At 66.7% G+C, this 21,734-nt stretch carries 18 protein-coding genes and 1 tRNA gene; 10 read left to right on the plus strand and 9 right to left on the minus strand.

Annotated elements, in window-relative coordinates:
- Window positions 1-2: 2 nt before the first annotated feature.
- From AC06FA_RS06955 to AC06FA_RS06965, 3 genes are read right to left on the minus strand one after another with little or no spacing between them, the layout of a single operon-like run.
- Window positions 3-1,337: a D-tagatose-bisphosphate aldolase, class II, non-catalytic subunit gene (locus AC06FA_RS06955; RefSeq protein WP_478067670.1), complete on the minus strand. Its 1,335-nt coding sequence runs from the start codon at window positions 1,335-1,337 to the stop codon at window positions 3-5.
- Between the two features lie 17 nt (window positions 1,338-1,354).
- Window positions 1,355-2,293, minus strand: coding sequence for an ROK family protein (locus AC06FA_RS06960; RefSeq protein WP_478067671.1), 939 nt, complete (start codon window positions 2,291-2,293; stop codon window positions 1,355-1,357).
- Window positions 2,286-3,440 (minus strand): SIS domain-containing protein, encoded by a 1,155-nt coding sequence (locus AC06FA_RS06965; RefSeq protein ID WP_478067672.1) that lies wholly within the window; start codon window positions 3,438-3,440, stop codon window positions 2,286-2,288. Before AC06FA_RS06965 ends, AC06FA_RS06960 begins: the two co-directional genes overlap by 8 nt.
- Before the next feature lie 322 nt (window positions 3,441-3,762).
- Here AC06FA_RS06965 and AC06FA_RS06970 point away from each other — a divergent pair, with 322 nt between their 5' ends.
- The 6 genes from AC06FA_RS06970 (at window position 3,763) to AC06FA_RS06995 (ending at window position 13,544) form a co-directional block, all read left to right on the plus strand.
- Window positions 3,763-7,122, plus strand: a complete 3,360-nt coding sequence (locus AC06FA_RS06970; protein ID WP_478067673.1) for a TIM-barrel domain-containing protein — start codon at window positions 3,763-3,765, stop codon at window positions 7,120-7,122.
- 131 nt (window positions 7,123-7,253) lie between these two features.
- Window positions 7,254-10,229 (plus strand): TonB-dependent receptor domain-containing protein, encoded by a 2,976-nt coding sequence (locus tag AC06FA_RS06975; RefSeq protein ID WP_478067674.1) that lies wholly within the window; start codon window positions 7,254-7,256, stop codon window positions 10,227-10,229.
- A gap of 63 nt (window positions 10,230-10,292) precedes the next feature.
- Window positions 10,293-11,648, plus strand: a complete 1,356-nt coding sequence (locus AC06FA_RS06980; RefSeq protein ID WP_164275086.1) for a Gfo/Idh/MocA family protein — start codon at window positions 10,293-10,295, stop codon at window positions 11,646-11,648.
- A gap of 349 nt (window positions 11,649-11,997) precedes the next feature.
- Window positions 11,998-12,327 (plus strand): hypothetical protein, encoded by a 330-nt coding sequence (locus AC06FA_RS06985; protein ID WP_478067675.1) that lies wholly within the window; start codon window positions 11,998-12,000, stop codon window positions 12,325-12,327.
- Window positions 12,324-12,764: a YbbD-related protein gene (locus tag AC06FA_RS06990; RefSeq protein ID WP_478067676.1), complete on the plus strand. Its 441-nt coding sequence runs from the start codon at window positions 12,324-12,326 to the stop codon at window positions 12,762-12,764. The genes AC06FA_RS06985 and AC06FA_RS06990 overlap by 4 nt, the downstream gene beginning before the upstream one ends.
- Before the next feature lie 72 nt (window positions 12,765-12,836).
- Entirely contained in the window at window positions 12,837-13,544 is a 708-nt protein-coding gene (locus AC06FA_RS06995; RefSeq protein ID WP_478067677.1) for a DKNYY domain-containing protein, read from the plus strand.
- A gap of 12 nt (window positions 13,545-13,556) precedes the next feature.
- Here the strand turns inward: AC06FA_RS06995 and AC06FA_RS07000 are convergent, their stop codons facing one another.
- The 3 genes from AC06FA_RS07000 to AC06FA_RS07010 form a co-directional block, all read right to left on the minus strand.
- Window positions 13,557-13,970: a PIN-like domain-containing protein gene (locus tag AC06FA_RS07000; RefSeq protein ID WP_478067678.1), complete on the minus strand. Its 414-nt coding sequence runs from the start codon at window positions 13,968-13,970 to the stop codon at window positions 13,557-13,559.
- Window positions 13,967-14,671, minus strand: a complete 705-nt coding sequence (locus AC06FA_RS07005) for a DUF433 domain-containing protein (protein ID WP_478067679.1) — start codon at window positions 14,669-14,671, stop codon at window positions 13,967-13,969. Before AC06FA_RS07005 ends, AC06FA_RS07000 begins: the two co-directional genes overlap by 4 nt.
- Before the next feature lie 139 nt (window positions 14,672-14,810).
- Window positions 14,811-14,887 (minus strand) — tRNA-Arg (locus tag AC06FA_RS07010).
- A 150-nt stretch (window positions 14,888-15,037) separates the two neighbouring features.
- Between AC06FA_RS07010 and ubiA the strand changes: the two genes are divergently transcribed.
- The gene (gene ubiA / locus AC06FA_RS07015) at window positions 15,038-15,931 is read left to right on the plus strand and encodes a 4-hydroxybenzoate octaprenyltransferase (protein ID WP_164275100.1); all 894 of its coding nucleotides are present in this window, start codon (window positions 15,038-15,040) and stop codon (window positions 15,929-15,931) included.
- Between the two features lie 207 nt (window positions 15,932-16,138).
- Window positions 16,139-17,563: a short-chain fatty acid transporter gene (locus AC06FA_RS07020; RefSeq protein ID WP_478067680.1), complete on the plus strand. Its 1,425-nt coding sequence runs from the start codon at window positions 16,139-16,141 to the stop codon at window positions 17,561-17,563.
- Window positions 17,564-17,676: 113 nt separating this feature from the next.
- Here the strand turns inward: AC06FA_RS07020 and AC06FA_RS07025 are convergent, their stop codons facing one another.
- Window positions 17,677-19,341, minus strand: coding sequence for an AMP-binding protein (locus AC06FA_RS07025; RefSeq protein WP_478067681.1), 1,665 nt, complete (start codon window positions 19,339-19,341; stop codon window positions 17,677-17,679).
- Between the two features lie 77 nt (window positions 19,342-19,418).
- Entirely contained in the window at window positions 19,419-19,886 is a 468-nt protein-coding gene (locus AC06FA_RS07030) for a hypothetical protein (protein ID WP_478067682.1), read from the minus strand.
- Window positions 19,887-20,157: 271 nt separating this feature from the next.
- Here AC06FA_RS07030 and AC06FA_RS07035 point away from each other — a divergent pair, with 271 nt between their 5' ends.
- Window positions 20,158-20,322 carry a hypothetical protein gene (locus AC06FA_RS07035; protein WP_180886923.1) on the plus strand — a complete coding sequence of 55 codons (165 nt, stop codon included), beginning with the start codon at window positions 20,158-20,160 and terminating at the stop codon, window positions 20,320-20,322.
- 88 nt (window positions 20,323-20,410) lie between these two features.
- Here AC06FA_RS07035 and AC06FA_RS07040 read toward each other — a convergent pair whose 3' ends face one another.
- Window positions 20,411-21,034, minus strand: coding sequence for a YiiX/YebB-like N1pC/P60 family cysteine hydrolase (locus AC06FA_RS07040; RefSeq protein WP_478067683.1), 624 nt, complete (start codon window positions 21,032-21,034; stop codon window positions 20,411-20,413).
- An 80-nt stretch (window positions 21,035-21,114) separates the two neighbouring features.
- Between AC06FA_RS07040 and AC06FA_RS07045 the strand changes: the two genes are divergently transcribed.
- Window positions 21,115-21,645, plus strand: coding sequence for a hypothetical protein (locus AC06FA_RS07045; protein ID WP_478067684.1), 531 nt, complete (start codon window positions 21,115-21,117; stop codon window positions 21,643-21,645).
- Window positions 21,646-21,734 lie beyond the last annotated feature (89 nt).

Below are 21,734 nucleotides of genomic sequence, written 5' to 3' on the forward strand. Positions count from 1 at the left end.
GATTAGCCGTTCGCAAGAACGCTGGCAGCAGAACTTGCGTTGTGCTTGCGGGTGCCGGCCTGGTTGGCGCTGCACGCACGTGCGTATTCGCCCAGGCACTGGCCCACCCGGTGCTGCACCAGCGCGGCGGGCGTGTTGGCCAGCGCGCCGTCGCGCACCGCACGGTACTGCTCGGGCAGGTACTGGCTGAGCAGCACCAGCGGCGGCGCGTGCTGTTCCAGGTTGGCGAACAGGGTCTGCACCGCCTGCACCAGCGCCGGTTCGCCCCAGTAGTAGCGGCAGCGGTCGCTGAAGGAGAACGCGCGCAGCAGGCGCAGCGCGGCCTCGTCACCCAGGTAGTAGGACTGCCAGTACTTCGGCTGCGCTACCATCACCGCGTCCAGCACCTGCGGCAGGCGCGAACACTCTGCCGCCGGCAGCAGCTCGGCTTCGATCGCGGCCAGTGCGAACAGCGCTTCGCGATAGGCGAAGGTGGCCGCCGGGCCGACCTTGAGGATGGCGAAGTGATCGCGCACCAGCGCGTGCAAACCACTTTCGCGCTGGTAATCGGTGGAATGTGCTTCGAAGACGATGCGCGGCTGCTGTTCCAGGAAGTCGGCCAGTGCGCTGGCTGCCGCCGGATCGTACTCGTGCACGCTGCTGTGGTCGAAGTCCACGCCCGGCTGCACCACCATGGCGATCACCCGCTGCCAGGCAGCGCGCAGCTGCGGCGTATCGAAGGCATGCTGGTGGATGGCCAGGGTTTGCGCGGCAGCGGCCGGCGTGGTCACCTGCAGGCCTTCGGCCAGCGACGCTTCGCCACCGGGAATCGGCACTTCGGTACCGATCACGTAGACCGGTGGCGGCAGGCCGTGCTCGGCGGCGGTGCGTTCGGCGATCTCGGCCAGCTCGGCCGAACGCGCGGCCACGATGGCGTCGGGCAGCGGCACCGGGTCGTCGGCGCAGGACATGCTGCAGTCCAGGTGGATCTTGTGGAACCCGGCGGCCACGTAGGCTTCGATCAGCACGCGCGCATGGGTCATCGCTTCGGCGGCGGGGCGCTTCTGCCAGGCATTGGGACCCAGATGGTCACCGCCCAGTATCAAGCGTTCGCGCGGGAAACCTTCTTCATCGGCCAGCGTGCCCACGTAGTCGCGGTACTGCGGCGGCGTCATACCGGTGTAGCCACCGAACTGGTCCACCTGGTTGGAGGTGGCTTCGATCAGCAGCACCGTGCCATGGGCCAGCGCCACGTGCATGGCCGCGCGCAGCACCTGTTCGTTGCTGCAGCAGACGCTGTACAGGCCAACGTTGGCACCGGCACGGTGGGAAGCAAGCAGGGTCTGCAGCGGGGACATGGTCAGGCTCCGGTCGATCAGGAAAGCGAGGGGTGGCAGGCCAGCAGGGCGGCGCCGCGTGCGCCACCGGCATCGCCGAAGCGTGGCGGCACGATGGGCGGCACCTGCACGCCGTTGAACAGGTGCGCGGCGACGGCGGCGGGCAGCTGCTGGTACAGCGGCGCGTACTGCGACAGGCCACCGCCGAGCACGATCACGTGCGGGTCGAGCGCCAGCACCAGCGCAGCCAGGCTGTGGCCCAGCAGGTCGCGGTGGATATCCAGTGCCTGCCGTGCACGCGCATCGCCGGCCTCGGCCAGGGCGATCACCGCGCTGGCATCGGCGGCCCTGCCACCAAGATGGCGCTCGATCATCGCCAGCCCGCTGCCGGACACATAGCGCTCCACGCAGCCCCGCAGGCCGCAGGCGCAATCGAGCAGCGGCAGGCCGTGGCGCTGCAGCAGGTGGCCGGGCACGCTCCAGTGGCCCCATTCGCCGGCCAGGCCGTTGAAGCCGGACAGCAGATGGCCGTGCAGGCAGAAACCGCCGCCAGCACCAGTCCCGAGAATGGCGCCGAACATGCTGGGGTAGCCTTCGGCGGCGCCGCCGTGTGCTTCGGACAGAGCGAAACATTGCAGGTCGTTGCCGAAGTGCAGCGGGCGCTGCAGGCGCGCCTGCAGATCGGCGGCCACGGTCTGCCCGGTCAGTGCCGGCACGTTCGCACTCAGTTGGCGGCCACTGCGGCGGTCGCGCACGCCGGGCAGGGCAATGCCGATGGCCGCGGCCGGGCTGCCGAGCGCGGTATCGGCCTCGGCCACCAGTGCGGCCACCGCCTGCAGGAAACCGGCGTAGTCGCCCTGCGGGGTGGCCACGCGGCGGCGCCAGCTGACCTGCATCGTCGTATCGCAGGCCACCAGTTCAATCTTGGTGCCGCCGATATCGATGCCGTAGCAGGCGTGGGCGATCAGCTCAGCCATGGTGGATGGTGACGCCCTGCACGACGCGGTTGACGGTGCCGTCGGGGAACGGGTTGTCCGGGGTCAGGCCGAGCGCGGCCGAGCGCTGCAGCGCGTAGAGCTGGGCGAAGCCCAGCCACACCGGCGCCAGCCACGGATCATCAAGCGCTGGCACCGCCAGGGTGTAGTCATCATCGGCGCCGATATCCGCATGCGGACCGATGGCCAGCACCTGCCCGGCCACGCCGTCGCGGCGCAGTTCGTCCAGCAGGTCCTGTTCGTAGCGGCGGGCCAGCGCCTGGCCGCTGCGCAGCACCACCACCAGGGTCTGTGCATCCAGCGTCGATTTCGGGCCATGGCGGAAGCCCAGCGGCGTGTTGGCCAACGCCAGCACGCGGCCGGCGGTCAGTTCCAGCACCTTCAGCGCGCTTTCGCGGGCCAGCGCTTCCAGCGGGCCGCTGGCCAGGTTGATCACCCGGTTGAAGGGGCGCTGCGCCAGTGCCGCCACCGGTGCATCCCAGGCGGCCAGGCCTTCGCGGCCCAGCGCGGCAATCTGCTTCAGGCGCGCGACGCGGGCCTCCCACGGCGTGCGATCGAACACGGTCAGCGCGGCCAGCAGCATGCAGGTCAGGCTGCTGGTCATCGCGAACGCGCGGTCGCAACTGGCCGAGGGCATCAGCAGGGTGCAGGTATCGGCGCGGCCGGTGCCACGCCGGGCCAGTTCGCCATCGGCATTGCAGGTGATGTCCAGGAAGCGCGCCTGCGCCACGTCGCTGCGCACGCGGTCCACCGCGGCCACGCTTTCCGGGCTGGAACCGCTGCGCCCGAACGACACCAGCAGGGTGGGGCGGTCGCGCTGCAGGTACAGCGCCGGGTGGGTCAGCAGGCTGGTGGTGTGAACCACGCGCACCTCGGCCGGCCACTGCGCGTTGATCGCATCGGCCACCATTTCGGCGATGAAGCCGGAGCTGCCGGCACCGGTGAACAGCACGCGCTGGTTCGAATCGTTGAGGCTGTCGCCAAGGAAGGCCTGCAGGCGGTCGCGGGCACGCGACAGGTCCTGCGCCAGGGTTTCCCACAGCGCCGGCTGCTGGGCGATCTCGGCAGCGGTGTCGGCTCCGCCAAGGCGCTGCCAGGCGGGCACATCGGAAAGCAGGGTGACGTCCATTCAGAGGTTCCAGTTGGGCCAGCGCACCATCTGCGTTTTCTTTCGAAATGTCAAATATCGAAAGCAAAAGAAAAGAAAATGGCGTGGCGGGTTTGCCCTGCCAGTACGTGGCATGCAGACGAAAGAAAGGGCGGAATGCCGTATCGCACAACGCTTAATAGGGGCCTGCAAGCGCTTACACAAAGTATTGCGGCGCATCATCTTTCGTTTTGTGGAAATAAATCTTCCTTTTTGCTTTCAATTTGTTGACATCTTTCGAATCGCTGCCCTAGAGTCGGCCCAACCGCTTTCGAAACGCCCGGTGAACGGGTTGGGAGTCTGTGTGGAGAACTGCGTTCGTCGCTCGCCGCTGCTGCTGGCCCTGCTGCCGGCATTGATGCTGGCAGCGACATCGGCCCGCGCCGAACCCGTGGGCAACCTGCGTTCGATCACCGCCAGCGATGGCCGCGAGGGGCTGCGCGGCTGGGACCTGCAGACCGACAACGGCACCCGCTTGCGCATTGAACTGCCGGCCGCCGACATCATCCGCGTGCAGGCCGGCCGCAACGGCACGCTCACCGGCGCCGGTGACAAGGCCGCGCCGATCATGCTGCCGCAGCCCAAGGCGAACGTGCAGGCACGGCTGGAAGAAGACGCGCAGGAAATCCGCGTGCGTACCGACGCACTGGTACTGCATGTGCAGAGGCAGCCGCTGCGGCTGCGCCTGGAACGGCTGGACAATGGCCAGCCCACCGCGCTGTGGCAGGAACTGCAGCCGCTGGACCTGGATGCCTCGCAGAGCGTGCAGGTGCTGTCTTCGCAGGCCGATGAAGGCTATTACGGCGGCGGCCAGCAGAACGGTCGCTACCAGTTCAAGGGCCGCGAACTGGACGTGTCCTATTCCGGTGGCTGGGAAGAGGGCGACCGCCCCAGCCCGGCGCCGATGCTGCTGAGCAGCCGCGGCTGGGGCATGCTGCGCAACACCTGGAGCGATGGCAGCTACGACCTGCGCCAGGCCGACCAGGCCACCCTGCTGCATCGCGAAGACCGTTTCGATGCCTACTACTTCGTCGGCGCCGACCTGCCCAGGCTGATCGAGCGCTATACCCAGCTGACCGGCCGCCCGAACCTGGTGGCGCGCTGGGCGCTGTCCTACGGCGATGCCGACTGCTACAACGACGCCGACAACAGCAAAAAGCCCGGCACCGTGCCCGAAGGCTGGAGCGACGGCCCCACCGGCACCACGCCCGATGTGATCGACAGCGTGGCCAGGCAGTACCGCGAACATGACATGCCCGGCGGTTGGATCCTGCCCAACGATGGCTACGGGTGCGGCTACAAGCAGTTGCCGGAAACGGTGAAGGGGCTGGCCGGTTACGGTTTCCGCACCGGTCTGTGGACCGAGAACGGCGTGGACAAGATTGCCTGGGAAGTGGGCAAGGCCGGCAGCCGCGTGCAGAAGCTGGACGTGGCCTGGACCGGCAAGGGCTACCAGTTTGCGATGGATGCCAACCGCCAGGCGTTCAACGGCATTCTCGATAATTCCGATTCGCGCCCGTTCCTGTGGACGGTGATGGGCTGGGCCGGCATCCAGCGCTACGCGGTGGCCTGGACCGGCGACCAGAGCAGCAGTTGGGACTACATCCGCTGGCACGTGCCGACCCTGGTGGGGTCGGGCCTGTCTGGCATGGCCTACGCCAGCGGCGACGTGGATGCGATCTTCGGCGGCAGCGCCGAAACCTTCACCCGCGACCTGCAGTGGAAGGCGTTCACCCCGGTGCTGATGGGCATGAGCGGCTGGTCGTCGAACGCGCGCAAGCACCCGTGGTGGTATGACGAGCCCTACCGCAGCATCAACCGCGACTATCTGAAGCTGAAAATGCGCTTGACCCCGTACATGTACGGGCTGGTGCACGAAGCCGCGCAGACCGGCGCGCCGCCGGTACGCGGCCTTATGTGGGACAACCCGCGCGATCCGCACGCGCAGGATGAAACCTACAAATACCAGTTCCTGCTCGGCCGCGATCTGCTGGTGGCACCGGTGTACCGCAGCCAGGCCGCCAGCCGTGGCTGGCGCCGCGATATCCATTTGCCGGCCGGCGGCTGGATCGACTACTGGGATGGCCGCCGCGTGCAGGCCGGTGCCCAAGGTCGCCAGCTCGACCGCCAGGTGGACCTCGCCACGCTGCCAGTGTTCGTGCGTGCCGGCGCGATCCTGCCGATGTACCCGTCGATGCTGTTCGACGGCGAGAAGCCGCTCGATGAAGTGACCTTCGACCTGTATCCGCAGGGCGATGCGCAGTACACGCTGTATGAAGACGATGGCACCACCCGCCGCTACCAGCAGGGTGAATCGAGCACGCAGGTGGTGCGCGTGCAGGCACCGGCGCAGGGCAGTGGCCCGGTGCAGGTGCAGATCGATGCGGTGCAGGGCCAGTACAACGGCCAGCTGGCACAGCGCCGCTACGGCCTGCGCGTGCTCAGCCGGCAGGCGCCGCGCGCGGTGCAGGCCGCTGGCCGCACACTGCCCGCACTGGCCGATGCCGCCGCGTTCAAGGCTGCTGCCGAAGGCTGGTACTTCGACGCCAGCGAGCGCCGTGGCACCCTGCACGTGCGCACCGCCGCGCAGGACATCCGCCAGCCGCTGCAGCTGCAGCTGGACTTCGCCGTCGCGGCGGCGGCCGCCGACGATGCCTTCCCGGCCGCACCGGTACTGGGCCGCGAACTGCCGGCCGACAGCCTGCTGGTGGTCAATCGCCCGGCCGAAGAACCCGGCCATGCACTGGAAAATGCCTTCGATGATGATCCGGGCACCTGGTTCCGCAGCGTGCGCAACCAGGCCGTGCGCACCGGCGCGCACGAGTGGGTGATCGGCTTCGGCGAGCGCAAGATGATCGATGGCATCGACATCGCGCCGCGCAACGACAAGAACTGGAAGCACGGCCAGGTACGCGATTATGAGGTGTACCTGGGCGACAGCAACGGCGAGTGGGGTGAGCCGATCGCACGTGGCCGCCTGCAGTTGAAGGAAGGTGTGCAGCGCATCGACTTCCCTGCCCACGCCGGCCGCCTGCTGCGCTTCCGCGTGCTGAGCGTGCAGAACCCGGAGGGCGACGGCGCCAGCAGCACCGATCCGATGGTCAGCGCGGCACAGGGCAGCGCCCGCGCCTTCGATGCATTGCAGCCACGCGACGTGGGCCCGATTGCCCTTTCCACCTTCCACATTCTTGAACACCCGACACCAGAACGGCCGGCCCAGCAGCGCTTTCTCTCGGAACTGCCGGTGCCGGCCGCGCTGGCCGGTCAGCTGCGCGCCGACCAGTCCTTCCGTGGCAACGGCGGCATGCGCATGAACGGCCTGCAGTTCCGCCGTGGCCTGGGCGTGGCCGCCAGCAGCCGCATCGACCTGCGCCTGCAGGGCGGCTGGCAGCTGCTGCGCGCCGACCTGGGTATCGACGATGCCTGCCGCAGCGCCGGTGGCCTGCAGTTCCAGGTCTGGGGTGACAACCGCCTGCTGTATGACAGCGGCCTGGTGAAGGCGCCCGGCGTGGTCAAGCCGGAACTGGACATCCGCGGTCTTTCCACCCTGAGCCTGCGCACGCTGGGTGCGCAGGGCAGCCAACCCACCCAGGTCTGCGCGAACTGGGCCAACGCCGTGCTGATCGGCCAGGAGGGCGACTCGGCCAGCATCGTCGCCCCATGACCCCCACGTAACACCGCTCCTCCCCCGCCCATTCCGACTACGGCTTCCGAGCCGTGGCCCGAGAGCGTTTTGCCCGCCAATCGCTTTCGCGCCGCCCACCCGCCGCGCACCCCTGCCAGGAGAGAACCCCGATGTTGCCCGCCCGCCACGCTCGTCCGCCCTGTCGTTCGCTCGCCCCGTTGTCGCTGGCCATTGCCGGCGTGCTGCTGTCCATCGCCCTGCCTGCTGCCGCCCAGGACAGCAAGGACGCCGCCACGGACCTGGCCCGCATCGAAGTCACCGGCTCCAACATCCGCCGCACCGACGTGGAAACCGCCTCGCCGGTGCAGGTGATCAGCAAGCAGGACATCCAGAACATGGGGGCGCGCACCCTGCTGCAGGTGCTGGACAACCTGCCCGCCGCACGCCCGGCGCAGCAGGATTCGCGCTCGCTGTTCACTGGCTCCGATGGCGCCTCGCAGGCCAACCTGCGCGGCTTGGGTGCGCAGGGCACGCTGGTGCTGCTGAACGGCCGCCGCCTGTCGTACTACGGTGCGCCGGCGGGCTTCCAGACCCAGTTCGTCAACATCGATGCCATTCCGGCCGCTGCCATTGAACGCATGGAAGTGCTGACCGACGGCGCCTCGGCGGTGTACGGCACCGACGCGGTGGCCGGTGTCATCAACGTGATCACCAAGCGCAACTTCCAGGGCGCTGAAATCAACTTCAGCAATGACACCTCCTCGCGCATCGATTCCTACGGCGAACGCCAGGCCAGCATCACCGCCGGCTTCGGTGACCTGACCGAGAACCGCTTCAACGTGTACGGCGCGGTGAACATGTACCGCCGCGACGCCATTCCGCTGGCCGATTTCTACGACAAGCGGCCGGACCAGTTCTACGTCAACAACCCCAACTACCTGACCAACCTGCGCCTGGGCGTGGGCAGCAAGCCGGGCCAGTTCAATCCGGGGACCTATTTCGCCTTCGATCCGGTGACCGGCCGCCGCGTGCAGGAAGCCGCACCGGGCTGCCAGAACGTGCTGCAGGGCCAGGCGGCCGGCCCCAGCTGCGTCTGGGAAACCTGGATGAACAACGAGATCGACGCCGGCGCCAAGTCCGAGCGCAACACCGCCTACCTCAACGGCACCTTCCTGGTCGGTGACAACACCGAGATCTTCGCCGAAGCCACGTACACCGACATCGACCTGCGCGCCAACGGTGGCACCCCGCGCACCTACGGCACCACCACCGGCAACCCGAGCAGCTGGTTCTCGCGCGATACCGGCACCTCAGTGAACCAGTTCCTGTACCCCTACCTGGGCCCGAACAACGAATACAACCACGCCAGCCCGGAACTGAAGGCGCTGATGGGCGGCGTGGTGGGCCTGAACTACCTGCTGCAGGATGCGGGCCCGAACTACTTCGGCCAGCGCAACACCGACCAGAGCTATCGCGTGCTGACCGGCGCGCGTGGCAACGTGGGTGACTGGAACTGGGAAACCGCGTTCGCCACCGCTGGTACTCACTCGGTGACCTACCAGACCATCAACGTGAACCTGAAGGGCTTCGAAAAAGCCTTCGGTCCGTACTCGGTGGATCCGGGTACCGGTCGGGTGATCATTTCCGACCATCCGGCCTATAAGTTCGGTGAGATCAGCGAGGCCAACGCCGCGCTCATCCGCGAAGCGTTCCCGACCTTCGACATCCAATCGTGGACGCGCCTGCACACCCTGGACGGCAAGATCGAGGGCCCGCTGGCGCAGCTGCCGGCCGGTGAAATGCGCGCGGCGTTCGGCTTCAACGCCAGCCGCGAAACCTTCTACACCCCCGGCAACCCGGATGCCGCTGCGGGCCTGATCACCCAGCAGGGCGGTTCGTGGTTCGATGGCGCGCGCAACACCTATGCGCTGTTCGCTGAAACGGTGGCGCCGATCACCGACAAGCTGGAACTGGACGCCGCGCTGCGCGTGGACAAGTACCCCAACTTCAAGGCCAACGTGGCGCCGAAGATCGGCTTCAAGTACCAGGCGTTCGATCAACTGATGCTGCGCGGCACGTATTCCACCGGCTTCCGTGCACCCAGCCTGGCCGAATCGGGCAGCGGCGGCGTGTTCGCCCAGCTGGGCGGCTACCGCGACGACGTGCGCTGCGACGAAACCAACGCGATCGCCAACCTGCTGTTGAAGTCGCAGCGCCCCGGCGATGTCGACCTGGGCAAGGGCCTGCTGAACGTGGATTGCAGTCGCACCGTGGCCCGCATGACCCAGCCCAACCAGGACCTGAAGCCGGAAAAGGCGAAGATTGCCACGCTGGGCTTCGTCTACGAGCCGGCCAGCTGGCTGTCGGTGTCGGCCGACTACTGGTTCATCTACCGCGATAACGAAATCGTCGCGCCGGATTTCACCCGGGACACCGACATCATCGCCTCCACCCGCTCGCCGATCACCGACGCCGACCGCGCCAACCTGGCCCAGCTGGCCGCCATGTGTGCCGACCCGGCCAGCGGCGTGGCCTGCCCGGGCGTGCTGCCCGGCTACAGCGTGGGCAACGTGGCCAGCGTGGTGGGCCAGTACAAGAACCGCGGCAAGACCCTGGTCGATGGCTTCGACGTGGACGCGCGCAGCCGCTTCTCGCTGGGCGCATGGGGCGGGCTGAACATCGGCCTGGCCGCGACCATCGCCAACCGCAACCGCTACTACATGGATGAAGAGAGCGGCTGGTACTACGGCGATGTGGTGGGCTACTACAACAACCCGCGCCTGCGTGCCACGCTCAATGCCGACTGGACCTACAAGCAGGTGACCACCAGCATGTTCGTGAACTACGTGGGCGGCACCAAGTGGGCACGCGACCGGGTGGACGAGGTGGACAACAATGCGCAGACCTGCACCGCCGGCTATCTGCCCGTGGAGAAGAGCAAGTGCGATGGTGCGCCTTCGTGGTGGACGGCCAACCTGAGCGTGACCTGGCGTCCGGACGATGCCTGGAACCTCAGCTTCACCGTCAAGAACCTGTTCGACCGCCTGCCGTTCTACGACCCCAACAGCTTCCTGGGCGATTCCAGCGATTACGCCACCATCTTCGGCCGCGGCTACAGTGTCACCGTGGGCTACAAGTTCCAGTAAACCGATCGTGTGACCCGGCGCGCCGGCTGCGGCTGGCGCGCCTTCAAGAGGAGAGTGAGAGCCATGCAACGTAGGGAATTCATTGCGGCCGGTGCCGCCATCGCCGCCAGCAGCCTGCTGCCGCAGACCCCCGCCTGGGCACGCGGGCGCAAGGTGCGCCTGGCCCTGATCGGCACCGGCATGCGTGGCCTGGTGCTGCTGAAGGAGCTGGTGCGCCGCGATGATGTGGAGGTTGTCGCCCTGTGCGACATCGAACCGATCATGCTGGGCCGCGCCATGGACATGGTGGCCAAGGCCGGCAAGCCCGCGCCGAAGACCTACGGCCAGGACCGCGACAGCAACGCGTGGAAACGCCTGCTGGAACAGAAGGGCATCGACGGCGTGATCATCGCCACGCCGTGGGAGTACCACGCGCCGATGGCGATTGCGGCCATGCAGGCCGGCGTGGCCGTGGGCTGTGAAGTGGTGGCAGGCATCACCCTGCAGGACCACTGGGACGTGCTGAAGACCCAGCTGAGCACCGGCACCCCGTACATGCTGCTGGAAAACGTCTGCTACCGCCGCGACGTGATGGCCGCGCTGCAGATGGTGCGGCAGGGCCTGTTCGGCGAACTGGTGCACCTGCAGGCCGGCTACCAGCACGACCTGCGCGGGGTGAAGTTCAATTCCGGTGATCCCAACCAGCCCTACGACAGCGGCGTGGAGTTCGGCCCCAAGGGCTGGAGCGAAGCGCGCTGGCGCACCGAACATTCGGTGCAGCGCAATGGCGAGTTGTACCCCAGCCACGGCATCGGCCCGTGCGCGATGTACACCGGCATCAACCGCGGCAACCGCTTCACCCACATCAACGCCTTCGCGACCAAGGCCCGCGGCCTGCACGACTACACCGTGGCCAAGAGTGGTGGCACCACCCACCCCAGCACGAAGGTGAAATTCAAGCTGGGTGACATCGTCACCACCACGCTGGCCTGCGAGAACGGCGAAACCATCCTGCTGCAGCACGACACCTCGCTGCCGCGCCCGTATTCGATGGGCTTCCGCGTGCAGGGCACCAAGGGCCTGTGGATGGACGTGAACCATTCGATCCACATCGAAGGCCGCAGCCCGCCGCACCAGTGGGAAGAGTTCAAGAAGTACCAGGACCAGTACGAACACCCGCTGTGGAAGCAGAACGCCGACACCGCTGCCAGCGCCGGCCACGGTGGCATGGACTGGTTCGTCATCCACGCCTTCGTGGAAGCGCTGAAGGCCAAGGCACCGATGCCGATCGACATCTACGACGCGGTGACCTGGAGCGCGATCACCCCGCTGAGCGAACAGTCCATCGCCAACGGCTTCCAGACCCTGGAATTCCCCGACTTCACCGCCGGCACCTGGAAGCAGCGCAAGCCGATCTTCGCCTTCGACGGCACCTACTGACCGGCTCTTGTAGAGTCGAGCCATGCTCGACTGCTTTCAACGCAACGCCGGGCCATGCCCGGCGTCCGCGCGGTCTTTTGTAGAGTCGAGCCATGCTCGACTGCTCTGCAGGTGGCGCCGGGCCATGCCCGGCGTTGCTGTATACCGGCCCGGGACGGCGTGCTGTCGCCTGCGATACTCTGCACGCCGAAGTTCAGGCAGCCGAGCCAGCAATTGTAGAGTCGAGCTTGCTCGACTGCTTTGAACCCAACGCCGGGCCATGCCCGGCGTTGCTGCCGGCGCCTGCGCTACTCTGCACGCGGAAGTTCAGGCAGCCGAGCCAGCAATCCGCAGGAAACGGAGGCACGTCATGGAAGACACAGTGGTGGAACTGCAGGCCGATAGCGTGGTGTTCTTCTCGCCACGCGACGAGGCGCATTTCTTTGCGTGGTTGGATCAGATGGCATGCGTCGTTGAAGTGGTGGGACGGGGCCGCATCATCTACATCAGGGTCGACCGGCGCCGGGTGGACGCTGAAGCCCTGCGCGACATCCTTGCCTTCTTCCAACGGTATGGCATTGCGATGGCACAGCTCAGGGCGTTCGATTCGGAATCGTTCTCGTCCTGGTTCCGGTGCACTGCCACCTATTGGTACCACCGTGTATTTGGTTCCCGCACAAGCCAGGGCGTTGGTACGTGAGGCGCGAAGGTAGGCTGGCCAGCACTGTTGTACGGGCGGCGGGACTGTCTGCATTACTCGCTGCAACGCTTTGTGGGTGCACGTACCGCTCTGAGCATTACGATAGCGTTGAAGAAGCCAGAGCCAATAATTTGTTTGAGAAAGGCTGGTTGCCTGATGTGCTGCCAGCGTCCGCGCATGACCTGAATGTGTTCACTGCAGTAGAGACATCATCGGGGTACGGACGATTTCGTTTTGATCCTAAGGACTATCGTGCCTTCTCAGCGAGGTTGTCGGCGGCAGACGGTCCGATGCCAGACAGTGATCGAGACAGAAAAGCGGCCAGAAGACTGTTGGACGAAGGCTACGAAGCCCGGCGCTACGCGTCCGTTTCGACCCGCTGGCTGTTCCTCTGCAACGCGAACGGGGCAGTGTGCGAGTTCTTTGTCTGGCAATAATTGCGGCAGAGCCCGTACCCAGCCCCCTGACACTACACTTGACCACTTCCTGGCGCAGGACCCCTCACCCCCATGACATGGCAGAAGATCAGCGACCTTCCTGACCAACGATTCGTAGGCCCCTACGGCATCGAATTCTGGCGAATCCACGAAGGCCAGGTCTTCCACCAGGGTCGCTTGCTGCGCAAGGCCGATGCGGCCACCTTCGAGTTCATTCCCGCCCACTACTTCATCGCGCGCGACGCGCATGCCGTCTACCACGCCTGGACTCGGCTGCCCGCCATCGACCGCGACAGTTTCCGCCAGTGCGGCGATTACTGGCTGGACAACCGCCATGTGTACTTCGAGTACGAAACATCGCTGAAAGCGCTGGCAGAAGCCGATTGCATCACCTTCCGCAGTCTGGGCGGTGCCTACGGCGCCGATGACAACGGCGCCTGGTACGGCGGCCGGCGCATGAAACAGTGCCTGCGGGGTAACCAGCTGCAGCTTTCAGCGCTTGACCCGCTGTTCGCGCTGGACGACACCCATGTCTACTGCGATGGCAAGCCGCTGCCCGGGGTGGATCGCGCGCGCTGGCGCCTGCTGAACGATGGGTTCTCCCGCGACGACAGTCGCATCTACTACCTGGAACGGAAACTGCCGCGCGTGGATGCGGCGTCGTGGCGTCCGTTGCAGGGAAGTTGGTCGCGGGACCATAAGCACCTGTTCCATATGTTCATGATCGAGACCGACCCGGCGCTGCGTGCGCAGCATGGTTTCAGCGATGACGAGGGGTGACGCTGCAGGCGGTCAGCGCGACATCTTGATCTGGGTCAGGCGCCCCCCGGATGCCCTGGCGTGCGGTACGCGGAACATCGCGCCGGGTTGCACGAGTTCGGCCTGCTGCATCATCTTCGGCCACCACTCCAGAAGCCGCGCTGCGCGCTCGTAGTGGTTGAACGTGCTCCATCCCTTGGCCAGCACGAACACGGTCAGACCGAGGCGTGCGATGGCCTCGCGTTCTGCAGGCTTGCGATGGTGATGATCCTGGGTGACGTGTACGCGGATGCCGCGCTGGGTGGCCGCGTCGAAGAGCTCCAGGTCGGTGGTGCCGGGTGTCACGAACTCTCTTACATGGAAGACTTCGTGTTCGTCCGCACCTGCAATGGCGTCGATGGCCCGGGCCAGCGCGGACGGAAGATTCTCATCGATCTGCGCCTTCAAGGCGCGGCTCGATTCTCGAACTGCAGTGCTTTCTTCACTGCAGCCAGAGGCAGGTCATACAGGCGTGCCACGCGACGCTCGTCGCCACCTTCGGCTTGCATCGCCTCGACAATGGCGACGGTGGGAACGCCCGATTCGGAAAGGATGGGCTGACCAAAACTGCGCTGGGGATCAAACACCACCGCGCGGGAGCCCTTCAGTGGGAACCATCGTTCGGCACGATCATCGATGCCCAGCTCAATGCCCTCACGCAGTGACGGTGCGATGACTTTGCGCATCACGTCCTGGCGCTTCACCACATCCACCAGTGCGGCATCGCCGCTGTCGCCCACCAGTTCCATGAAAATGCGGCGCCCGTCGGTCTTGAAGCTGGTGCTGGTGAAGGGATACTCCTTACCGAGCCGCTCGTTCAGTTCGACAATGGTTCGCCGCACCAGGTTGAGTGGCACGCCACAGGCGACGAACGTGCGGACGAAGCGCAGTTCGATCAGATCGCGGAAGCCAATGCCGTCGATCTCTGAATCGGCCCATTGCGACTTCCACAGGGGAGGGTGGACCTCAGAATGTCCGTGCTTTCGGCCCTGGTAGCCCTTCAGCCACCGGCGCAGCTCCGACGAGCTGCCGCCAATGAAGCGCGCGGCATCGGCGTAGGAATAGAGGCCGACGCCGAGGCTTTCCTGTGCTGGCAAGGCGATACCCATGGCAGCGAGTCTACTCAATGCGAAGGGAGCAGGAGTGCAGAGCCACATTCTGCGCCCTGCGGGATGCATGAACTGAGACGGGAGACATGCGGGGGGGCAAATCTGCCCGCTGCTTGGAAGGCCGTAGCCGACACGAAGATGGCGCGCCCGGAGGGATTCGAACCCCCGACCAATGGCTTCGGAAGCCACTACTCTATCCGGCTGAGCTACGGGCGCGTTGTACAACCGCCACACCGTCGGCCAGTGCCGGGGCGGGCATCGCAGCGCCATGAAGACGGTGCGGGAGGGGCATTCTATCCAGTTTCGCCGCACAAATCTCCCCCCGCCTGCAAAGTCGGGCCGAGGGCACAGGAGTATCCTAGTGCGATGGCTGATACCCCCCTTTCCGCGCCGCATCCGGCGCCGACGCCGCGCTGGCGTCATTACTGGTCCCTGATGCGCGCCGATCGCCCGATCGGCACGCTGCTGCTGCTGTGGCCCACCTGGTGGGCGCTGTGGCTGGCCGCTGGCGGCCTGCCGCCGCTGTGGACGCTGTTCGTGTTCACCGCCGGCGTGTGGCTGACCCGCTCGGCCGGGTGTGTGATCAACGACTACGCCGACCGCTGGCTCGACCCGCACGTGGAACGCACCAAGGCCCGTCCGCTGGCCACCGGTGCGATCAGCGGCCGCGCGGCGCTGGTGCTGTTCGCGGTGCTGATGCTGGTGGCGTTCGCGCTGGTGCTGACCCTGAACGGCCTGACCATCGGCCTGAGCTTCATCGGCGTGTTCCTGGCCGCCAGCTACCCCTACCTGAAGCGCTACACCCACCTGCCGCAGGTGTATCTGGGCATGTCCTTCGGCTGGGGCATTCCCATGGCGTTTGCCGCCGTGCAGGGCGAAGTGCCCACGCTGGCGTGGCTGCTGTACGCCGGTAACATCCTGTGGTCCACCGCCTACGACACCTGGTACGCCATGGTCGACCGCGAGGACGACCTGAAAATGGGCTCGCATTCCACCGCGATCCTGTTCGGCGAACTGGACCTGGTGATCCAGGGCGTGCTGTATGCACTGTTCCTGGCCACGATGGCGCTGGTGGGCGTGCGCGGCGGGCTGGGCGGCTATTACCTGGCGGGCGTGGCGGTGGCCGCGGTGCTGGTGGCGTATGAATTCTGGATCTGCCGCAACCGTGAGCGCGGCCCCTGTTTCAAGGCCTTCCTGCACAACAACTGGGTGGGCGCGGCCTTGTTTGCGGGTATTGCCGCCGATCTGGCGCTGCGTTGATGGTGCCCGCCGGGCATGGCCCGGCGCTACCGCTGTGGGTTTGCGCGGATGGCGCACGGCGCCGCCTTTCGTAGAGTCGAGCTTGCTCGACTGCTCTTCGCGGCCAACCCAGGGCAGTCGCGCAAGCTCGACTCTACGACCAATAGGTGGCTGACAGCCCGCATCGCGCCGCCCAGAATCGGGCCATCGAACCTGGGAGGGTAGGCGATGGCCTCGACGGCAGCAGTACAGGACGGCTGGATGGCGCGCGCGGCGCTGCGTTCGGCCGCCTGGGCGGAAAAGTGGTTCCCCGATGCGTACGTGTTCGCGGTGCTGGGGGTGGTCATCGTCGCGCTGGCGGCACTGGGCTTCGGCTCGACCCCGCAGGCCACCGCCAGCGCCTTCGGTGATGGCTTCTGGAGCCTGATCCCCTTCACCATGCAGATGGCCTTCGTGGTCATCGGCGGCTATGCCGTAGCCACTGCGCCGGTGGTGGCGCGCTTCATCGATTTCCTCGCCCGTGTGCCGCGCACCGGCCGTGGTGCGGTGGTGTATGTGGGCCTGGTCAGCATGCTGGCCTCGCTGCTCAGCTGGGGCTTCTCGCTGGTGTTCGGCGGCCTGCTGGTGCGCGCGCTGGCCCGCCGCAGCGAACTGCGCATGGATTACCGCGCCGCAGGTGCGTCGGCCTACCTGGGCCTGGGCGCCGTGTGGGCGATGGGGCTCAGTTCGTCGGCGGCGCAGCTGCAGGCCAACCCGGCCAGCATGCCGCCGGGGCTGGTGGAGATCACCGGCGTGCTGCCGTTCACCGAAACCATCTTCCTGTGGCAGTCGATCGCGCTGACCGCGGTGCTCATCCTGGTTTCGCTGCTGATCGCCTGGCTGACCGCACCGGCCGCCGGCAGTGCACGCACCGCCGAAGATTTCCCCGGCGCCGCGCAGGCCGAGCCGGAGCCGCTGCAGCAGCGCACCCGCCCCGGTGAATGGCTGGAATACAGCCCGTTGCTGACCGTGTTGCTCTCGCTGCTGGCCTTCGGCTGGCTGTTCAACGAATTCGCCAGCAAGCCGGTGGTCACCGCCATCGCCAACCTCAACACCTACAACTTCCTGTTCATTTCGCTGGGCCTGCTGCTGCACTGGCGGCCGCGCAGTTTCCTCAACGCGGTGGCCAAGGCGGTGCCCAGCACCACCGGCGTGCTGATCCAGTTCCCGCTGTACGGTGGCATCGCCATGATCCTCATCCATGCCGCCGGCGGCGATGGGCAGACGCTGGCGCATCGGCTGTCCAGCCTGTTCGTGCACGTGGCCAGCACCGATACCTTCGCCCTGGTGATGGGCGTGTACTCGGCGGTGCTGGGCTTCTTCGTGCCGTCCGGTGGCGGCAAGTGGATCATTGAAGCGCCGTATGTCATGCAGGCCGCCAACGAACTGAAGGCGCACCTGGGTTGGGCGGTGCAGGTCTACAACGCCGCCGAAGCGTTGCCGAACCTGATCAACCCGTTCTGGATGCTGCCGCTGCTGGGCGTGCTGGGCCTGAAGGCGCGCGATATCGTGGGCTTCACCTTCATCCAGCTGCTGGTGCACATCCCGCTGGTGCTGGGCCTGTTGTGGGTGCTGGGCATGACCCTGACCTACGTGCCGCCGGTGATGCCGTAGCGCACCCCGTAGAGTCGAGCTTGCTCGACTGCTTTACCGCTCCTGCCGTTGTAGAGTCGAGCTTGCTCGACTGCTTTTCGCGGCCAAGCTAGAGCAGTCGAGCAAGCTCGACTCTACGACCCAGCCGCCTGCTTCTCGATCTCGGCCTTGCGCAGCAGGAAGCGCTGCACCTTGCCGCTGGGCGTCTTCGGTACCTGCAACACGAATTCCACCAGGCGCGGATACGCATGCGCAGACAGGCGCGAACGCACGTGCCGCTGCAATTCAGTGGCCAGGCTGTCATCACCGCTGTAGCCATCGCGCAGGATCACGAAGGCCTTCACGATTTCGGTGCGCTCCGGGTCGGGCACGCCGATCACCGCGGCCTCGGCCACGGCGGCGTGTTCCATCAGCACGCTCTCCACATCGAATGGTCCGATGCGGTAGCCCGACGAGGTGATCAGATCATCAGAGCGGCCGATGAAACTGATCGAGCCACCGTCTTCGCACTCCACCGAATCGCCCGTACGGTACCAGCCATCGCGCAGCGCGGGTGTCTCGGAGCCGTAGTAGCCGGTGAACCAGAGAATGGGCGACTGCTGCACATCCACCGCCAGGATGCCCGGCGTGCGCGGCGGCAGTACGTTGTCGTGCTCATCCAGCACCGCCACCCGGTAGCCAGGCATGGCGAAGCCGGAAGATCCGGGCCGCACTGCGTGCGCCAGCGCGTGGTGGTTGTTCACCACCATGCCGGTTTCGGTCTGGCCGTAGTGGTCCAGCACCGTAGTACCCAGGTGTTCGCGGAACCAGCGGGCGATTTCCGGATTCAGCGGCTCGCCCGCACTGCTGACCACCCGCAGCTGTCCCTTGATGCCGGCGCTGGCCGCAGGGCCGGCACCGATGATCTGCCGGTAGGCGGTGGGCGATCCGGCCAGGTTGGTGACCCCCAGCTGCTGGATGATCTGGTTCAGGCCGGCCACGCTGAAGCCGGCTTCGCTGAAGGTGGTGGCATGGCCCAGCAGCAGCGGGCCGGTGACCCCGTAGTACAGCCCGTAGGCCCAGCCGGGATCGGCAATGTTCCAGAACACGTCGTCGCCGCGCAGATCCACCGCCAGGTCAATGTAACTGGCAAAGGCCAGCAGGGCGCGCAGCGGCACCGGCACGCCCTTGGGGCTGCCGGCGGTGCCCGAAGTGGACAGCAGGGCCATCAGTTCGTCGCCGCGCAGCATGACGGGCGCCCGCTCGGCCGGTGCCTGCCGCGTGCGCGCCCGCCAGTCGATATCGCCGTCGGCCACGGTCTGCCCGGCGCTGGCGATGGTTGCCACGGTGGGGCACCCGCTTACCCCGTCCAGCTTGCCGCGGTTGGCCAGGTCGGTCACCACCAGCGCGGTGCGCCCGGTCGCCAGCCGCGTTTCGATGGCCTTGGGCCCGAACGCGGTGAACAGCGGCTGGTAGACCGCACCCAGCCGCCAGGTGCCCAGGATCACCGCCAGCAGATCGGGCGTGCGCGGCAGCAGGCCGGCCACCACATCGCCGCGGCCAATGCCAGCCTCGGCCAGTACATGCGCGGCGCGCGCAGCGGCCTCGCGTAGCTGTTCAAAGGTGTAGGTATGCAGATGCCCCTGCGCATCCACCCAGCGCAGGGCGGTGGCATTGCGCCCGCAGTGGCGGTCGCAGCATTCCACGCAGGCATTCACACCGGTCTGCAGATCGCCCTGCAGTCGTGCCTCCCAGTGCGCCAGATCGAAACTGGCCAGAGCCTGGTCGTAGGAAGGCAGTGCTGTGCTGTCGTGGGCCATGCGTGTCTCCGCCAAGGGTCTGCCCGACGATAGGCGCGGCCGGGGGCGGCTGCAAATCGGACCAAAGGCGTAGGTGGTCAGCGGGCTTCGTCTTCGCCGAAGCGCACGCCGTTGAAGGTGTGCGTGCAGCAGCTGCACGACGGCACCATGTCCTTCGCCGTCAGCGCGGGCGCCACCCGCTGCAGCAGACCGGCCTCATCCACGTACAGCCCGCTGAAGTACGAGGCCTCGCCCACGCGTACCCGGTCGCGGCGCGGGGCATTGCCGGTGGCCACGATCCAGGCGATGGGTTCCTGCGTATCCAGCCGCGCGCAGGCTTCCGAATGCACCGGCACCCAGGGCTGGCCCACCTTGGACAACAGGAAGCGGAACAGCGGTGTGTAATCGCGGCCGTGGCGGTGCCCGGCGTGCATCGAACCGCGGGTGGCCTCGCTGGCCAGCGTGCCCTTGCGATGGCGCTCGTGGCGGTAGTCGCCGCCGTGGCAACCGTGGTCACTGTTGCGTGCGCGTGCATTCCGGCGGAACAGCGGGGCGGAACGGTCCATCGTTCACTCGGCACGGTGAAGGGCCGTCGATTGTCGGCCGGCCCCGCGCAGCCAGCAAGCGCATGCCCACCTTAATGGGCGCGGCACGCGGCCGGCATAAGCACATGCGCAACCCGCATGAATCCTTCATGCGCTTGCGGCACAAGGGCCCGCGCGCGTTCATTCACCGCCGTGCACGCGCCCGTAGCCGCGCTGCAACGCGTGGTTAACCTTCGGCTGCAGACCATGCGCACGTCCACCGCATTCCGCGCGTGGCATTTGGAGATCGGACATGGCACAGCAGAACCAGAACCCGAACCAGAAGCAGCAGGGCCAGCAGAACCAGCAGGATCAGCAGCAGGGCCGTGGCCGCGACCAGCAGCAGCAACAGCAGCAGGAACAGCAGCAGCGCAACCAGCGCAACCAGCAGCAGGGCGGCCATGACGAAGAAGAATGACCCGCGTGCAGCCCGCGCGTGAACGGTGAAGCCCCGCCTTGTGCGGGGCTTCGCTTCTTGCAACGGGCGTGTTTACAGCACGCCTATTTTACAGCACGCCTATCCGCTGCAGCGCCGGCGTGGCGGCCATGTCGTTGGGGTTGGTGCCCGGAAGATCCTGCGGCACCGCCATGCCCATGCCCGCATACAGATCCACCCAGTGCTGGGAAATCTTCCCGGTCTGCGGATTGCGGAAATTCATCGGCTGCAGCGCGAACACATGGTGCGTGCGGAAGGCACGTTCAATGAAATCCGAACAGTAGTAGCTGTCCTCGTTCAACACGTAGGCCGTGTTGTACGGCTTGCCCAGCATCGTGCGCGACGTGGCGATGGCATCGGCCAGCACCTGCGGCTGCGCCGCACGCAGGCGATACACCACGATCTGCCGCTGCTTGTCCCGTGCCTCCTGCCGGAAGGCGGCCAGCGTCTGCTGCCGCGAGCCCTTTTCATCGGCATGCAGCACCTGCAGCCCATCCGCACCGTCGGCCACCAGGGCCACGTGGTCGAAGCGGGTGCCGCCTTCGCGTGCGGTGGCATCGTCGATGGCCGCGCTCAGGCCGGTCTGGCCGGCGCTGACGAACAGCAGATCGCCGGGCCGCGCCTCCACGGCCAGCGCAACGGCCGGCCACAGCGCAGGCAGCAACAGGCCAATCAACAGGAACAGGGCGCGCATGGCAGGGCAGGGCTTGGGAAAAACGCGATTGTACGGCGCAGGGTAGGATGGTGCGACCGAACCGGAATCAGGATGATCCCATGCGCTCCCGCCGTCCCCTTGTGCTGTTGGCCCCCTTCGTCAGCCTTGCCCTGGCCGCCTGTACCCAGGCCCCCCAGGCCCCCCAGGCCCCGCAGGCGCAACCTACAGGCGCCGCACCCGCTGCGGCACAGGCCGCCGAACCTGCACCCGCATCGACCGCCGCCACGGCCTCTGCCTCCCCGGCCTGCCCGCACGAGCAGTTCGATACCTTCCTGAAGCATTTCGGCAACGAGATCGCGCTGCAGGAAGCGGCCACCGCCGATCCGCTGCGCGACAGCTACGTCGATGCCGGTGCCGAGCCCGAGCCGAAGACCGTGGAAAAGCAGGTGCCGCTGGCCGAGGTCGAATGGCCGGTGATGCCTGATCCGGCCAGCCTGGGTGCCCGCGGCCGCGAAATCACCGTCACCGCGCAGGCCGATGGCCAGATGCAGGTGCTGATGCGTACCCCCGATACCAGCGACCAGCAGGTCTACACCTTCGCCCGCACGCCGTGCTGGACGCTGGTCAGCCGGGCCGACGAATCGATCTGAGCCCCGCCGGCCGCGCGGCGCCGGTAGAGTCGAGCTTGCTCGACTGCTGTTGGCGTATTGCGAAAGGCAGTCGAGCAAGCTCGACTCTA

The organism is Stenotrophomonas sp. Steno-C17 (assembly GCF_056393165.1).

Excerpts from the sequence above, each read along its gene's own strand:
- AC06FA_RS07025 (WP_478067681.1), bottom strand. The coding sequence starts at position 19,341 with ATGGCCCACGACAGCACAGCACTGCCTTCCTACGACCAGGCTCTGGCC.
- AC06FA_RS06955 (WP_478067670.1), bottom strand. The coding sequence starts at position 1,337 with ATGTCCCCGCTGCAGACCCTGCTTGCTTCCCACCGTGCCGGTGCCAAC.
- AC06FA_RS06985 (WP_478067675.1), top strand. The coding sequence starts at position 11,998 with ATGGAAGACACAGTGGTGGAACTGCAGGCCGATAGCGTGGTGTTCTTC.
- AC06FA_RS06980 (WP_164275086.1), top strand. The coding sequence starts at position 10,293 with ATGCAACGTAGGGAATTCATTGCGGCCGGTGCCGCCATCGCCGCCAGC.
- AC06FA_RS07045 (WP_478067684.1), top strand. The coding sequence starts at position 21,115 with ATGCGCTCCCGCCGTCCCCTTGTGCTGTTGGCCCCCTTCGTCAGCCTT.
- AC06FA_RS07030 (WP_478067682.1), bottom strand. The coding sequence starts at position 19,886 with ATGGACCGTTCCGCCCCGCTGTTCCGCCGGAATGCACGCGCACGCAAC.
- AC06FA_RS07020 (WP_478067680.1), top strand. The coding sequence starts at position 16,139 with ATGGCCTCGACGGCAGCAGTACAGGACGGCTGGATGGCGCGCGCGGCG.
- AC06FA_RS06960 (WP_478067671.1), bottom strand. The coding sequence starts at position 2,293 with ATGGCTGAGCTGATCGCCCACGCCTGCTACGGCATCGATATCGGCGGC.
- ubiA (WP_164275100.1), top strand. The coding sequence starts at position 15,038 with ATGGCTGATACCCCCCTTTCCGCGCCGCATCCGGCGCCGACGCCGCGC.
- AC06FA_RS07040 (WP_478067683.1), bottom strand. The coding sequence starts at position 21,034 with ATGCGCGCCCTGTTCCTGTTGATTGGCCTGTTGCTGCCTGCGCTGTGG.
- AC06FA_RS07035 (WP_180886923.1), top strand. The coding sequence starts at position 20,158 with ATGGCACAGCAGAACCAGAACCCGAACCAGAAGCAGCAGGGCCAGCAG.
- AC06FA_RS06975 (WP_478067674.1), top strand. The coding sequence starts at position 7,254 with ATGTTGCCCGCCCGCCACGCTCGTCCGCCCTGTCGTTCGCTCGCCCCG.
- AC06FA_RS06995 (WP_478067677.1), top strand. The coding sequence starts at position 12,837 with ATGACATGGCAGAAGATCAGCGACCTTCCTGACCAACGATTCGTAGGC.
- AC06FA_RS06965 (WP_478067672.1), bottom strand. The coding sequence starts at position 3,440 with ATGGACGTCACCCTGCTTTCCGATGTGCCCGCCTGGCAGCGCCTTGGC.
- AC06FA_RS07005 (WP_478067679.1), bottom strand. The coding sequence starts at position 14,671 with ATGGGTATCGCCTTGCCAGCACAGGAAAGCCTCGGCGTCGGCCTCTAT.